The sequence below is a fragment of the Marinobacter alkaliphilus genome (assembly GCF_055394375.1).
On sequence record NZ_AP043751.1, the window covers coordinates 2678049 to 2693376 of the forward strand.

Consider the following 15328-nt stretch of genomic DNA (forward strand, 5'->3'; position numbering starts at 1 on the left):
AGGACATCCCTGAATGAACGATGAAACCCGAATCAACCGGGTTAACCGGTTTGTGAACACCCTCAACCAGGCCCGTGAACTGGGCCTGAGTGCAAAGGAAGCGGGCGAGGGTTATCTGGTCATGGAACTGCCGTACAGCGACAGGATCATTGGTAACCCGGATACCGGCGTTATCCACGGTGGTGCCATTACCACTCTTATGGACACCGCCTCCGGATCCGTGATGATCTGTGCCCTGGAAGACTTCGAGCTTTGCCCGACCCTGGATTTGCGGGTGGACTACATGCGCCCGGCCGAACCCCACAAACCTGTCTTCGCCCGGGCCGAGACCTACAAGATCACCAAGAACATCATCTTTACCCGCTGCGAGGCCTATCAGGAAGGCGGGGAGACGATTGCCAACTGCGTAGGCACATTCATGCGAATCGGCAAAGAGGCCACCCCGAAAACCTATCGAGACCTGATCACCGGAGGCGAGGAATGACCGACCCGGAAATCCTCAAATACACCCAGCAAACCGGCGACTTCTCCCGCATGCTGGAGAGCATTCCCTACGCCACCTGGATTGGCTTGCAGTGCGACCGGTTCGGAGACGACCTGATTTTCCGGTTGCCAAAGAAGGAAGAGAACCTGGGCAATCCGATTTTGCCGGCGATTCACGGTGGGGTGATTGGTGGCTTCATGGAAATGTCGGCAGCGATCTACCTGATCATGTCCCAGGACACCTTGCGGATGCCGAGAATTGTCGATTTTTCCCTGGACTACCTGCGCGCCGGCCTTAACCGGGAAACCTACGCCGAATGCCGCCTGACCCGCCAGGGCAACCGGGTTGCCAATGTGATGATCTCGGCCTGGCAGAAGTCCCGTTCCCAACCCATCGCCACGGCCCGCGCGCACTTCCTCCTCGAAGACTGAATTGGTTTTGACTGGGGTTGAAATGCCCCGGCTGACCCCCCATCTCTGGTTCAAGAAATTTCAGCATTGGTGCAGGCAAGCGGGTGGGGATGGCTTTCCGAAACACGCCTCGAGACGTCCCTGTGCGGCTCGGGCTCCGCCATCCATGGCTCCGCACGGTTCCGGAAAGCCATCCCCACCCGCTCGCCCAGACATCGTGCTTTCACTGGCCTAACTTAAAAGTCGGGTGGGCTGGGCCGGTAGGTTCTTCCAAAACCTTGCGGAGCCATGGATGGCGGAGCAGAGCGTACATGGACGTATTCACAGCGTGTTTTGGAAGAACCTACCGGCCCAGGCCGCTCCACAAAAGTTAAAACCCGAGCAGGAGAAAAACACAGCCATGACGGTAGAAACAAACAAAGAGACCCTGGGATTCCAGACCGAAGTGAAGCAACTGCTTCACCTGATGATCCATTCTCTGTACTCGAACAAGGAAATCTTCCTTCGTGAGCTTATCTCTAACGCCTCAGACGCCGAAGACAAACTGCGCTTCGCTGCCCTGAAAGACGACAAACTCTACGAAGGCGACTCCGACCTCAAAATCCGCCTGGATTACGACAAAGACGCCGGCACCATTACCCTGGCCGACAACGGCATCGGCATGACCCGTGACGACGTTATCTCCAACCTCGGCACCATCGCCCGTTCTGGCACCGCCGAATTCCTCAAGCAACTGTCTGGTGACGAGAAGAAAGACAGCAAGCTGATCGGCCAGTTCGGCGTGGGCTTTTACTCCGCCTTTATTGTTGCCGACAAAGTTGACGTATTCACCCGCCGTGCCGGCGCACCGGCAGAAGAAGGTGTGCACTGGGAATCCAAGGGCGATGGCGAGTTCACCATCGAGCCGGTGACCCGTGAGCAGCGTGGAACCGAGATTGTTCTGCACCTGAAATCCGACGCCAAGGAATTCGCCGATGGCTGGAAGCTGCGCAGCCTGGTCAAGAAGTACTCCGACCACATCTCCTTCCCAGTCGTAATGAAGGCCGAGTCTGAGGAAGAGGACAAGAAGGGCGAAGAGGAAACCGTCAACGACGCCACCGCCCTGTGGACCTTGCCCCGTAACGAGATCAAGGACGAAGAGTACAAAGAATTCTACAAGCACATCGGCCACGACTTCGAAGACCCGCTGACCTGGTCCCACAACAAGGTGGAAGGCAAGCTGGACTACACCAGCCTGCTGTATATCCCCAAGCGCGCGCCGTTTGATCTGTACAACCGGGAGGCACCCCGTGGCCTGAAGCTGTACGTTCAGCGCGTGTTCATCATGGACGATGCCGAGCAGTTCCTGCCGCTGTACCTGCGCTTCACCAAGGGTGTGATCGATTCCAACGATCTGTCCCTGAACGTGTCCCGGGAGATTCTGCAGAACGACAGCACGGTAGAAAGCATTCGCACTGCCTTGACCAAGCGGGTACTGGATATGCTGTCCAAGCTGGCCAAGAAAGGCGGCGACGAATACCAGGGCTTCTGGGACGAATTTGGTACCGTTCTGAAAGAAGGCCCGGCAGAAGACTTCAGCAACCGCGAGAAAATCGCCGGCCTGCTGCGCTTCGCGTCCACCCATACCGGTGAAGCCACCCAGAATGTGTCCCTGGATGATTACATTAGCCGGATGAAAGACGGTCAGAGCAAGATCTACTACATCACCGGCGACAACTTTGCCGCCGCCAAGAGCAGCCCGCACCTGGAAGTATTCCGCAAGAAGGGCATCGAGGTGCTCATCCTGTCTGATCGTATCGATGAGTGGATGATGGGTTACCTGAACGAATACGACGGCAAGCAGTTCCAGGATGTTGCACGTGGTGACCTGGACCTGGGCGAGGTAGAAACCGAGGAAGACAAGAAGCACCAGGAAGAAGCCGCCAAGGAACACAAGGATCTGCTGGAGCGAATCAAGGCCGCCCTGGAAGACCAGGTACAGGAAGTGCGGGTAACCAACCGCCTGACCGATTCGCCGGCGTGCCTGGTGGTGGGCCAGTTCGATATGGGTGCCCAGATGAAGAAGATCATGGAAGCCGCCGGCCAGAAGGTGCCGGAGAGCAAGCCGATCTTCGAAATCAATGTGGACCATCCGCTGGTACAGCGGCTGGAAACCGAGCAGGGTGAAGAGCGCTTCAAGGAATTGTCTGCCGTGCTGTTCGACCAGGCCACCCTGGCCAGTGGCGAGCAACTGAAAGACCCCGGCGCCTATGTCAGCCGCCTGAACCGTCTGCTGCTGGAGCTGGCTAACTGAGCCGGCCCTGACCATGCAGCAGATTATTGTGGATATCAGCATCAGTCCTGATGAGTGGATCAAACTCTATCAGGGCGTTGCCACCGATGTTCGCACCACGGCCCGGGACGGACGCTCTGTCCGTTTCCCGGCCCGTATCCTTTCTCGTTTCTTCCTTAAAGACGGCATTCAGGGCAGTTTCCGCATTCTGTTTGACAATCAGGGCAAATTTGCCTCGATCGAGCGTTTGTAACGCCCGCCTTCAAGGCTGACCTTCCTGCGCCTTTATCGATAAAGAAAACCTTTCAAAAGTATATTTTTAATTAATTGTCTGTTGGTCGCTCCCCCGCGATAAGGTGAGGGTGTTCTCGCAATCAAGGAGTTGCGCCATGTCAGTGTCAAACGAATTTGCATCGGTAGCATGGAAGGACTTGCTCGGGATTCTGGTGGACTACTATCAGGATTACGCAATCGCCCAGTGATCGTTCTGTCGCTTTGCCCGGGCTGCGGGAAGTCCATAGGGATTCACTATACAGGCGGTAGTAAACATTCAAGCAGCGGCCTGTGAATGATCTATATTTAGTGATGCCCTTGATCGTGAAAAGTTTTTTTACCAATGACGCAGAAACAGGAGAATACGATGTCTGAGAATAATAGTGGTGGTAAGTGCCCGGTCATGCACGGGTCCAATACGCAGGAGCAGGGCAATGTGGCGGCCTGGTGGCCGGAGAACCTGAATCTGGACATCCTGCACCAGCACGACAGCAAGACAAACCCGATGGGCGACGACTTCGACTACCGCGAAGAAGTCAAAAAACTCGATTACGAAGCGCTCGAAAAGGACATGCACGAGCTGATGACCAACAGCCAGGATTGGTGGCCGGCAGATTGGGGTCACTATGGCGGCCTGATGATTCGTATGGCGTGGCATGCGGCAGGCACCTACCGGTTGGCCGACGGCCGTGGTGGCGGTGGCACCGGCAACCAGCGTTTTGCTCCTCTGAATTCCTGGCCCGATAACGGCAACCTTGATAAGGCTCGCCGCCTGCTGTGGCCGATCAAGAAGAAGTATGGCAACAAGGTAAGCTGGGCCGACCTGTTTATTCTTGCCGGTAACATTGCCTATGAGTCCATGGGCTTCAAAACCTTTGGCTTCTCCTACGGCCGTCAGGACATTTGGCACCCCGAGAAAGACATCTACTGGGGCGCCGAAAAAGAGTGGCTGGCGCCGTCCGACAGCCGCTACGAAGACGTAGACAAGCCAAGCACAATGGAAAACCCGCTGGCCGCGGTTCAAATGGGCTTGATTTACGTGAACCCGGAGGGGGTAAACGGCAATCCCGATCCTCTCAAGACCGGCGAGCAGGTTCGCGAAACCTTCGCCCGTATGGCCATGAACGACGAAGAAACCGCTGCACTGACCGCCGGTGGCCACACCGTGGGTAAAGCGCACGGTAACGGCGACGCTGGTGCGCTTGGGCCAGAGCCGGAAGCCGCAGACGTAGAGAATCAGGGCTTCGGCTGGATCAACCCCAACATGCAGGGCAAGGCCACCAATGCCATTACTTCCGGCATCGAGGGCGCCTGGACCACCAACCCGACCAAATTCGACATGGGTTATTTCGACCTGCTGTTCGGTTACGACTGGCAGTTGACCAAGAGCCCGGCTGGCGCAAACCAGTGGGAGCCGGTCGACATCAAAGAAGAGCATATGCCGGTTGACCCGACCGACATGAAGACCCGCGTCAAGCCGATGATGACTGACGCCGACATGGCCATGAAAATGGACCCGAAGTACCGCGCCATCTGTGAGAAGTTCATGGCAGATCCGGAGTACTTCAAAGACTGCTTCGCCCGTGCCTGGTTCAAGCTGACACACCGGGATATGGGGCCGAAGTCCCGTTACATCGGCCCTGACGTTCCCGCTGAAGACCTGATCTGGCAGGACCCGGTTCCCCAGGGCGAGACCAACTACATTGAGGAAGTGGTCAAAGAGAAAATCGCTGACGCTGGCCTGAGCCTGAACGAGCTGATCACCACGGCCTGGGACAGCGCACGCACCTTCCGTGGCTCAGACATGCGCGGCGGTGCCAATGGTGCCCGCATCCGCCTGGCCCCTCAGAAAGACTGGGAAGGCAATGAGCCGCAGCGCCTGGCCAAGGTATTGAAGGTTTATGAGAAAGTCTCAGCCGACACCGGCGCGAGCATCGCGGATGTCATCGTACTGGGCGGTAACCTGGGCATCGAGATGGCCGCCAAGGCCGCAGGCCACGACGTGCACGTGCCGTTCCTGAAAGGCCGTGGCGATGCCACCGACGCGATGACCGATGCGGCATCGTTCGAGCCGCTGGAACCGCTGTCTGATGGATTCCGTAACTGGCAAAAGAAAGACTACGTGGTCAAACCGGAAGAGATGCTTCTGGACCGTGCCCAGCTGATGGGCCTGACTGCGCCAGAGATGACGGTTCTGCTGGGCGGTATGCGGGTGCTGGGCACCAACTACGGTGGCACCAAACACGGCGTGTTCACAGATCGCGTTGGCCAGCTGACCAATGACTTCTTCGTGAACCTGACCGACATGGCCAACCGTTGGGAGCCCACTGGCAAGAACTCCTACAACATCGTGGATCGCAAGAGCGGCAACACCAAGTTTACCGCGACCCGTGTTGACCTGGTGTTCGGTTCCAACTCCATCCTGCGTGCCTACTCAGAGCTGTACGCCCAGGACGACAACGAAGCCAAGTTCGTTAAAGACTTCGTAGCCGCCTGGACCAAGGTAATGAACGCAGACCGCTTCGACGTTAAGAAGTAAGCGGCAGTAACCAGCCGGGCATCCTGTTTCGGGATGCCCGGCTACCTATTTGCCCTCGAATTCCTTACAATCCGCTCCGCCTGATTTTTGATCAGCCGTCATTGATCTTTTTCTCAGTATCTGGAGCTTTCATGCGAATCATCCTTGCCCCGATGGAAGGGCTGGTCGACGCACCCATCCGTGAAACCCTGACCAAAGTCGGCGGGATTGACCGGTGCGTGACGGAATTTATTCGCGTGACCCACGGCATGCTGCCGCCCCGGATTTTCTACAAGTACGCCCCGGAACTTTACAACAACGCGCTGACCGAAGTGGGCACGCCCGTGGCCGTGCAGTTGCTGGGCTCAAATGCCGAAATGATGGGCCGCCACGGTGCCAAGGCCGCTGAACTCGGAGCAGGGCAGGTGGATATCAATTTTGGCTGCCCCGCCAAAACCGTGAACAAGCACAAAGGTGGTTGCGTGCTGATGCGGGAGCCAGAGTTGATGTATGACATCACCGCGGCCGTGCGCAAAGCAGTGCCTGCCAATATTCCTGTAACCGCCAAGATGCGCCTGGGCTACGACGACCGCTCCATGGGTGTGGCCTGTGGCCAGGCACTGGAAGCCGCCGGGGCATCGGAGATCGTGATCCACGCCCGCAGTAAAGTGGATGGCTACAAACCGCCCGCCTACTGGGAAGAGATTGCCAAAGTGCGCGAAGCGGTCCAAAGCCACGTCATCGCCAACGGCGAAATCTGGACAGTGGAAGACTACTGGCGCTGCCGCAAAGTCTCTGGCTGCTATGATGTGATGATTGGCCGTGGCCTGATTGCCCGGCCAGACCTGGCGGCACAGATTAAAGCCTCACAGCAGGGTGACTCTATCGAACCCATGGCCTGGCCGGAAGCGGTTGCCCTGGTGCGTGAATATGCGGCAGCCTTGCAAACTCGCCTGGAAGACAAATACGTGACCGGTCGCATCAAGCAATGGCTCAATTACCTGCGCCAGGGCTTTGCCGAAGCCGAGGCGCTTTGGCCCCAGGCTCGGAAGCTCCGGGACGTGGCGCCCATGCTGGCTTGCCTGGGCCAGCCGGTAGACTTACCCACCCAGCGCACCAACGCTGCCTGATCCGCACCCCGCATGCGAGGGGTGATCAGTCCTCCCTCTCCATGTCTGGCGAATAGCTTCCGGAACGGGCCAGGCCATTAAGCCTGGCCCGTTTTTTCATGGCCGCCTGGGCTTTGTCGGCATTATCCAGTTTTCCGGCCCAGGCTTTCTGGGCTGGTTCCTGTAGGGCCCGGCCGTAGGAAAAGCTAAGCTCCCAGGGGTGGTAACCCATGCTGTTCAGGGCGTTCAGGTTCTCCGTGGATTCCTCCGGGGTTTGGCCACCGGACAGGAAAAATATGCCCGGTACAGCCGCCGGCACCACCCGCCGGAACACGCTCAGGGTGGCTTCGGCAACCTGTTCCGGGCTGGCTTTGCCCGTTTCTTTGCCCGGTGTCACCATACTGGGTTTCAGCACCATGGTTTCCAGGTCCACCCGGTGGCGGTGCAGTGCCTTGAACACTTCCAGCAGCACATCTTCACTGACTTCCGCCGCGCGTTCGATGCTGTGGTTGCCATCTATCAGAACCTCGGGTTCCACAATCGGCACTATGCCCATGGACTGGCACACTGCGGCGTAACGGGCCAGCACCTCGGCATTGGATTTGATCGCCTGGAACGAGGGCAGGGTGTCGGAGATATGGAACACATCCCGCCACTTGGCAAAGCGCGCGCCCATGGATTTGTAGTGCTCCAGGCGCGTGCCAAGGCCATCCAGCCCGTAGGTGATTTCATCGCCCGGGGCGTTTACCAGCGGGCCTTTGCCCTGGTCCACCTTTATGCCAGGAACAATGCCCTGGCTGGCCAGCAGCTTGGGGATGGCCACATCGTCCAGGCTCAGTTGCTCCAGCGTTTCCTGGTACAGAATAACGCCGCTTACGTGCGCTCCAAGCTTTGGCGTGGAAAAGATGATGCTGCGGTATTCGCGCCGGGTGGCTTCCGTGGATTCAACGCCCACCGCCTTGAACCGCTTGGCAATGGTTGGGGCGCTCTCGTCTGCCGCGAGAATACCTTTGCCCGGCTGGACCAGGTCGGCAATGGTGGCTAATAGCTCCTGTTTAACGCTCATGGCTCCTCCTTGGTTGCTGATTCTGCAGTGGTCGAGATGTATTCAGTGTAGTCTCAAAAAGCCCGGCTGTTATTTGATCTGGGCTAAGGCGGGAACCCATCGCAGGTTCTAGACTTAAGGTATAACAAGATCATACTGGAGCCCGCCATGAAAACCGTCGTCAGCGTCAGCCAGGGATCGTCTGAGTACGACTATGAGCTGGAAACCGAATTTCTGGGCCATACGTTTCGCGTGGTGCGAGTGGGCACCGATGGCAATCTTGATCGGGCCGAGGCTGTTCTCGATTCGATTCGCGCACAGGCTGATGCCATCGGCCTGAGCATGATCCACGACCACTACCAGGTGGGCCGCGAGCAGCTTGAACACCCTGATACCGCCAGGCTGGAAGCCTGCGTACCAGACAAACCGATCACGACCGGGGCGGGCTTGCGGGGCATCCTCCAGGAATGGGCGGTTCGCCATACCCAGACGGAGCTGGGCCACTTTTTCGATAACGCCCGGGTGTTGTTCCTCAATGGCCAGGCCGGATTCCGCATTGCCAAGGCCTTGTCTGAGCATACCGACAACCTGTTCTTCGCCGATCCATACCTGGACTTTGGCGTGCCCCGGCTGCTTACTTCCCTGAACCAGCTCGAAGCCTATACCAGGCTCACAGCCCCGGTGATGTTCAGCCCCAGTGCGGTCAAGGTGATCGAGCGCCTGCATCGAACCCCGCTGTACCGAATGGGGGAGAAGCTGATCAGCGGCACGTTGCATGAAGCCGTGAAGGACTGCCATGTGATCGTTGGCGCCATGGGTGATCTTGAAGTGTTTTCCGAGAAGGAACTGGATGGCAAAACTGTGATTACCTCCAGAGTCACCGCATCCGCCCTGGACTGGTTCCGCTCCAGGCGCGTGGCCATGGTGGTGGATTACAGCCCCTGGCTGGAAGGCCGCCCCGTGGGGGTCAACGTGATGGAGGCGATGATCAGTGCAGCTCTGTCTCGCACACCGGAGCAACTGGGTGCGGACGATTTCCTGGACGTGATTGAACAGTTGGGGGTAGAGCCCCGCATCCTGTACCCGAACGGCTACCGTCGGATCAACCGCTTTGCCTTTGTGATTCACCCGTTGTCTCAGCAATACCTGACCAAAACCCCGCCCCTGGATTGGGTAGCGAGCGTGTCGCCACCGGCGGTGATGAATCTTGTGGAAAAGGCCATTGCCTACACGCCTCCGTTTGTTTACTCCAAGGTTTCGGGCATCCAGTCGCCCACCGGCGATGAGGTGGAAGGCTGGCTGATCACCGTAGGCGGCACACCCAGGGAAATCATGGCCCACGATCCGGAATTCACCTACAGCCGATTGCTGGCGGCGGCGAATCTGGCGAAAAAGCTGGGCGCCCAGATCATGGGGCTGGGGGCGTTCACCAAGGTAGTGGGTGATGCGGGGATCACCGTGGCCAAGCGGGCACCGCTGCCGATCACCACTGGCAACAGCTACAGCGCCTCGGGCGCACTTTGGGCGGCCCACGATGCGGCAAAGAGGATTGGCCGTGTCAGCATTGGCAAGAGCGGGAAGATGGCCGGCAAAGCCATGGTTGTCGGCGCCACTGGCGCTATCGGCTCTGTCTGCGCCCGGTTGTTGGCCAAGGCCGTGGATGAAATCTACCTGGTGGCACCGGAAGCGGCCAAACTGTTGTCTCTCAAGGAAAGCATTGAACAGGAAACCCCGGGCGCCATCGTGCATGTGGCCGCCACCACCAACCGTGACCTGGGTGATATGGACATGGTGGTCACTGCCACCTCCGGCGCCGGTAAACGTATTCTGGACATCATGCAGGTGAAACCCGGTTGCGTGATCACAGACGTGGCCAGGCCCCTGGATATCCCGGCGGAAGACGTGGCCAAGCGGCCCGATGTGCTGGTGATTGAATCTGGAGAGATCAAACTGCCTGGCATCGTGAGAATGAAAGATATCGGCCTCCCCAAGGGCATTGCCTATGCCTGCCTGGCAGAAACCATCGTGCTGGCGCTCGAGGCAAGGTTCGAGAATTTCACCCTGGGCCGGAACATTGAATGGGAAAAGGTGCGGGAAATATACAAACTGGGCCTGAAACACGGCATGGAGCTGGCGGCTGTATCCGGCGTTAACGGGGTGTTTACCGAGGAAGATTTCGAGAGAGTGCGCACCTTGGCCGCCCACGCCACGGAACCGGCCTGAACCAGGCAAAGGCCTGAAGTGTGCGGGTAACGGAGGATTTTGGCCTACAAACACCTGCCGCCCACTCCCGGAGCAGCGTAGCCTGTTGACTACGCAAAAAACGAATGGCTTCGGGAGAGTTCTGCCATGAACGCGCCAGTGTCACAGATCAAGAAAACCAGCAATGCAGCATACCGGACCGCAACGCCCCCTGGATTTCTACCGGAAGTGCGCAGCCCGGATTTCGAGTTTCCGGAAGACCTGCCAAGGTACTGGTGGGACAACGACCCGGCAAAAACACTTTTGCTGGCGGCGTTGTCTGCCAGCTTCCCGCCGGGAGAGAGATTCTTCATTGATACCGTTCGCCACTACCAGAACCAGATTACCGACCCTGAACTGAAAAAAGCGATTCGCGCGTTCATCGGCCAGGAAGCTCACCACTCGAAAGAGCATAAAATGATGAACGGCTTCCTTGAAGATCGGGGGGTTAACCTCAGCCGGTTGGAGCGGGAAGTCCAGTGGTTTATGAACTGGATGCGTAAGCGCTTCACACCGGAGAGACAGCTGGCCCACACCGTGGCAGTAGAGCATTTTACCGCCCTGATGGCTGAAGAATTCCTGCTGAAATACGATGCCCTTGAAGAGATGGACCCCCGCATCGCACCGGTCTGGGCCTGGCACGCCATTGAGGAATCCGAACATAAGGCCGTGGCATTTGATGTCTATAAAAGCGTGGGAGGCAGTGAATTCATTCGCGTAACGGAAATGATGTTTGTCAGCGTGATGTTTCCGTTGTTCAGCAGCATTCACCTGATCCAACTGATGAAAGCCGATGGCCAGCTGGGCAACCTGAAATCCTGGGCCAAGGGCCTGAACTACATGTGGGGCAAACCGGGGGTCTTCCGCAAACTGATTCCGTCCTACCTGAAGTATTACAGCCCGACCTTCCACCCCTGGGACAACGATGCCCGGGATCTGGTGGATAAGGCCAAGAAGCGTTGGTTGCCGGCCTCACTTCAAGGCTGAACAGCACCATTTGCATTCGTTGAGGGGGCAGCCGCAATGGCTGCCCGTCTGATTATGCCGTTAGGTCCTTGCGCATGTTGTAGCGCAGGAACTGTGCCCCGCGAACCGTCACCCGCTGTTCATCCACCACTTCAAAACCGTGACGCTCAAAGAAGGGCTTGGCCACTACGCTGGCTTCGGTTTTCAACTCTTTTGCGCCTTTGGCAATTAGCTGCTGTTCCGCCTCATGATACAGCGTGGAGGCAATGCCACGGCGGGCATAGTTTGGGGCGGTAAACACCAGATCAATGGTGCCGTCGTCATCGTAGGAGATAAACCCGGCCAGGTCCTGGCCTTCTTCCGCCACCAGGGTTTCCAGTGACTCCAGCCTTTGCCGCCAGGTATCCAGGTGCGGCGTACGGGAGGCCCAGGCAAACCGCTGGGTTTCGTCATAGGCGCCGGCCGTGAGTTCATGCACGGAATCGGTAAACAGGCGAACCACCGGGCTCAAATCCTGAATACGGTACTTGCGAATAGTGATCGACGTGATTGTGCTCATGATGACTCAGTGTGTACCTGTGTTGGAGCGCGGGTTAATAACCCATAAACCCGCTACTCCAGTCAGCATACCGACAACCGCAGGAAAATCCAGCCTTTGAATTGCCTTAGTCAAGCGCCTTGTTGCAGGCTTTCCATGTGCGCAATCATCCGTTGTCGCATCTCATCATCCGGCACCCGGCCCATTGCTGCGCCCATGTTGTCGATCATGTGGCGAGCTCTGCTTGTAGCGGGTGTGGCAGCGGTCACCACCGGGTGTGCCAGCACAAACTTGAGGAAGAACTGGGCCCAGGTATGGGCATCGAACTCTGCCGCCCACCCCGGCACCTCTTTGCCCCGAACCTTGTCCCACAGGCGAGTGCGACCAAAGGGTGCGTAGATCAGTACAGCAATACCCTTGTCCCGCGCCAGAGGCAGAATGCGCTCCTCCATGGTGCGGTTGTCAATCGCGTAGTCGACACCGATAAAATCGATGGGCTCTTGCTCCATTACCCGTTCCAGGCCTTGGTACTGCTGGGGGAAGGTGGTGGTCACGCCGATATAACGCACCCGGCCTTCAGCCCGGTATTCCTTAAGCATGCCCAACTGCGTGGGAATGTCCGCCATGTTGTGCACCTGGATAAGATCAATAGGGTCTTTTCCGATCCGCTCGAATGACGTTTCCAGTTGCGCCCGTGCCTGATCCGGGTCTGCCTTGCCACCGCCGCGCCCCGCCACATTCAGTTTCGTGGCCCAGAACAGCTTGTTGGCGATGCCCTGCTCATTGGCGATACGCGCAGCGACTGCTTCGGAAGCACCATAACTGGGGGCGGTATCAAATACGGTACCGCCTTCCTTCACCAGGGCTCCCAGCACTTCCCGAAGTGCATCCAGGTCTTCACTACGGGCAGTGCTGGAAAAAGTTGCGGAACTGCCAAGGCCAATCCCCGGCAAACGCTCGCCGGATGAGGGAATGGGGCGGGTAATCAGCTCCAGTTTGCGGTCTGCCTCAGCCCATAGCAGGCTGGGCCTGGCTGCCAGTGTAACGCCGGCGGCCATGGCCAGTTTCAGATAAGCTCTACGGGATATCATGGCGTGGTTCTCCTCGTGTTCCTTGGATCATTGGTGAAGCCGCAATGGCTTTCTGCCGCTGGCTCTTACCCAGCCAGAGCGCCAGGCCGGCCCAAACCAGGGCCAGTGGCACAGCCACGGTGGCAATGGCCGCCAGGCCCATGCCCAGCCGGGCCAGCAGGCCTTCGGTCTGGGCGCCGACCACATCACCGGCCCGGTAAACAAAGGTGTCGATAAACGCCTTTGCCTTGTACTTTTCTTCCCGTGTGGTCACGGTAAACAGGGTTTCCCGGGCGGGCCGCATCAAGGCTCTCTGAACAGCCCGGAACGAGGCTTCGAGCACCACCAGCGCCGCAAAGGAGCCAACAATGGCCAGCCCGATAAAGCCCAGGGCAGCAGTCAGCGGCAGCAAGGCCAGGGTCAGGGAAACCCCCAAACGCTTCATCAGGTGCCCGGCCACCAGCGCCTGCATCACCAGGGTCGCCACCTGGGTAATCAGGTCGATGCGGGCAAAAAGGGTGGTGCGCAGGTCTGTACTGTCTTCCATGGCTGCCACCATATGCAGGCGGGTGAAATAGATAAACGTCGCCATGATGGCCAGAATCACCACATAGGCGGCAATCCCCATCAAATACCGGGACTTGAACACGGCCCGGAAGCCCTCCCAGGCACTGCCACCAATGCGTTCATGTTCATCAACGGCGGGCGGATCTTCCGGGTCTTTGCGTTCTGCCGGGTTATGGGGTTGCAGGCCGGTGAGCACCCAGGCCGCAATCAGCGCCAGCACCAGAAACCCGGCCGAGACCAGCAGCAGAGCCGGAGTGCCTATAGGCTCTGCCAGTCGCCCCGCCAACCATGGCCCAAATATGGCGCCCAGGGTTCCCCCAACTGCAATCAAACCAAAGAAACGCTTGCCCTGGTCAAACGAGAAACGGTCGGCCATCAAGGCCCAGAAAACCATGGTGACAAACAGGTTGAACACGCTAAACCACACATAGAACACCTGCCCGGTGGTCACCCCGATCACCTCCGGGGTTAGCGTCATCAAGCTGTAGAACACCAGCAGGGTGAAACTGAAAAACAGGTAAGTAGCGGTTATAAACAAGCGGCGGGGTAGATGGCTGACCAGCCAGCCAAAGATCGGGTTAACGGCCAGCGTTATCACTGCGGTGCCAACAAACAGCCAGCGCACTGCATCAATGCCGCCCTGCATCCCCAACGCTTCGCGGGCAGGGCGCAATACCATCAGCGCCGTCAGTACACAGAAAAAATAGAACACAGCCAGGAACACCGGAACGATTTCGTGGCGGCGAATGTTGAACGCTTTCTGAAACGGGTGGCGCACGTGATGGCTCCCGATGGGGCCGGGGAAATGCGACGCGGTGCTCCCTGCGGCTATGAATTCTTGTTATCGTGTTAAACGAACTTTGATGTTAATCATAGGCCAAAGTTCCGCTGGATGGGGTGGAGACTGCATCGCTTCCTCATCAGCTGCCCGTAAATACCCGACAGGCCTCTTCCACCACAATCCCATGCCGTCTCGCGAGGTTGGCCCGGTTGTCATCATAGCCCCCACCAATCACTGTAGCCACGGGAATACCCCGGCGCTTGAGTTCCCCCAGCACAAGCCGGTCCCGCTGACGAATACCTTGCTCCGATATGTTGAGCTTGCCAAGCGGATCGCCCTCGTACACATCCACACCGGCGTCGTAGAGCACGATGTCTGGCTTGGACAGCGCCAACGCCTGTTTTAGGGTTTCGTGGACAACCGCCAGATAATCTTCATCACCCAAGCCGTCGGGCAGCGCTACGTCCAGGTGGCTCAATTGCTTCTCGAAGGGGAAGTTGCGTTCGCAGTGGATGGAACAGGTGAATGCCCCTGGTGTGTTGGCGAGCAGGGCTGCTGTGCCATCCCCTTGGTGCACATCCAAATCGAAGACCAGCACCCTGCTGATGCCTTTCTGCCCAAGCAGCACATTGGTGGCAATCGCGAGGTCATTGAGGATGCAGAACCCGGAGGCGTAATCGAAATGGGCGTGATGGGTACCGCCGGCAAGGTGGCAGGCAATGCCGTGTTGCAGGGCCAGTTGCGCCGCAAGCACGGTGCCGGAGGGTGCCAGAAACGTACGCCGCACCAGGCCGGTGCTCCACGGCAGGTTCACTTGCCGTTGCTCCCGCGCCGTCAGCCGGCCTTGCGCAAAACGGGCAAGGTAATCCGGGCAATGGGTTTGGGTCAGCCAGCCCTGGCGGCAAGGGGCAGGGCGGAAGCTGTTGCGGCGCGTGAGCAGCCCCGTGGATCGCATATATTCCGCCAGAAGCCCGAACTTTTCCATGGGGAAGCGGTGCTTCTGCGGGAAAGGAAAGCTGTAATCCGGGTGATGGACAATGGGTATGGTCATTCG

General features: G+C 58.2%; 13 protein-coding genes. 8 read left to right on the forward strand and 5 right to left on the reverse strand.

Annotated elements, in window-relative coordinates:
- Positions 1-13: 13 nt before the first annotated feature.
- The 6 genes from ACZ5Q2_RS12200 (at position 14) to ACZ5Q2_RS12225 (ending at position 7087) form a co-directional block, all read left to right on the forward strand.
- Positions 14-484 carry a PaaI family thioesterase gene (locus ACZ5Q2_RS12200; protein ID WP_432210057.1) on the forward strand — a complete coding sequence of 157 codons (471 nt, stop codon included), beginning with the start codon at positions 14-16 and terminating at the stop codon, positions 482-484.
- Positions 481-915, forward strand: a complete 435-nt coding sequence (locus ACZ5Q2_RS12205) for a PaaI family thioesterase (RefSeq protein WP_058090563.1) — start codon at positions 481-483, stop codon at positions 913-915. Before ACZ5Q2_RS12200 ends, ACZ5Q2_RS12205 begins: the two co-directional genes overlap by 4 nt.
- 379 nt (positions 916-1294) lie before the next feature.
- The gene (htpG, locus tag ACZ5Q2_RS12210) at positions 1295-3187 is read left to right on the forward strand and encodes a molecular chaperone HtpG (RefSeq protein ID WP_432210056.1); all 1893 of its coding nucleotides are present in this window, start codon (positions 1295-1297) and stop codon (positions 3185-3187) included.
- 13 nt (positions 3188-3200) lie between these two features.
- Positions 3201-3419 carry a DUF2835 domain-containing protein gene (locus tag ACZ5Q2_RS12215; protein WP_058090564.1) on the forward strand — a complete coding sequence of 73 codons (219 nt, stop codon included), beginning with the start codon at positions 3201-3203 and terminating at the stop codon, positions 3417-3419.
- 387 nt (positions 3420-3806) lie between these two features.
- On the forward strand, positions 3807-5978 hold the full coding sequence (katG, locus tag ACZ5Q2_RS12220; RefSeq protein ID WP_432210055.1) for a catalase/peroxidase HPI: 2172 nt from the start codon (positions 3807-3809) through the stop codon (positions 5976-5978).
- 131 nt (positions 5979-6109) lie between these two features.
- Positions 6110-7087, forward strand: a complete 978-nt coding sequence (locus tag ACZ5Q2_RS12225) for a tRNA dihydrouridine synthase (protein WP_432210054.1) — start codon at positions 6110-6112, stop codon at positions 7085-7087.
- A gap of 25 nt (positions 7088-7112) precedes the next feature.
- Here ACZ5Q2_RS12225 and ACZ5Q2_RS12230 read toward each other — a convergent pair whose 3' ends face one another.
- Positions 7113-8132: a class I fructose-bisphosphate aldolase gene (locus tag ACZ5Q2_RS12230; RefSeq protein ID WP_432210053.1), complete on the reverse strand. Its 1020-nt coding sequence runs from the start codon at positions 8130-8132 to the stop codon at positions 7113-7115.
- Between the two features lie 147 nt (positions 8133-8279).
- Between ACZ5Q2_RS12230 and ACZ5Q2_RS12235 the strand changes: the two genes are divergently transcribed.
- On the forward strand, positions 8280-10334 hold the full coding sequence (locus tag ACZ5Q2_RS12235) for a dehydrogenase (RefSeq protein WP_374787397.1): 2055 nt from the start codon (positions 8280-8282) through the stop codon (positions 10332-10334).
- 126 nt (positions 10335-10460) lie between these two features.
- Complete coding sequence (locus ACZ5Q2_RS12240) at positions 10461-11339, forward strand: metal-dependent hydrolase (RefSeq protein ID WP_432210052.1); 879 nt, start codon at positions 10461-10463, stop codon at positions 11337-11339.
- Between the two features lie 52 nt (positions 11340-11391).
- Here the strand turns inward: ACZ5Q2_RS12240 and ACZ5Q2_RS12245 are convergent, their stop codons facing one another.
- The 4 genes from ACZ5Q2_RS12245 to ACZ5Q2_RS12260 form a co-directional block, all read right to left on the reverse strand.
- Positions 11392-11877 carry a GNAT family N-acetyltransferase gene (locus tag ACZ5Q2_RS12245; protein ID WP_058090570.1) on the reverse strand — a complete coding sequence of 162 codons (486 nt, stop codon included), beginning with the start codon at positions 11875-11877 and terminating at the stop codon, positions 11392-11394.
- A gap of 110 nt (positions 11878-11987) precedes the next feature.
- Positions 11988-12947 (reverse strand): aldo/keto reductase, encoded by a 960-nt coding sequence (locus ACZ5Q2_RS12250; RefSeq protein ID WP_432210051.1) that lies wholly within the window; start codon positions 12945-12947, stop codon positions 11988-11990.
- The gene (locus tag ACZ5Q2_RS12255; RefSeq protein WP_432210050.1) at positions 12934-14271 is read right to left on the reverse strand and encodes an NTP/NDP exchange transporter; all 1338 of its coding nucleotides are present in this window, start codon (positions 14269-14271) and stop codon (positions 12934-12936) included. Before ACZ5Q2_RS12255 ends, ACZ5Q2_RS12250 begins: the two co-directional genes overlap by 14 nt.
- Positions 14272-14413: 142 nt before the next feature.
- Entirely contained in the window at positions 14414-15325 is a 912-nt protein-coding gene (locus ACZ5Q2_RS12260; RefSeq protein ID WP_432210049.1) for a histone deacetylase family protein, read from the reverse strand.
- Positions 15326-15328: the final 3 nt, after the last annotated feature.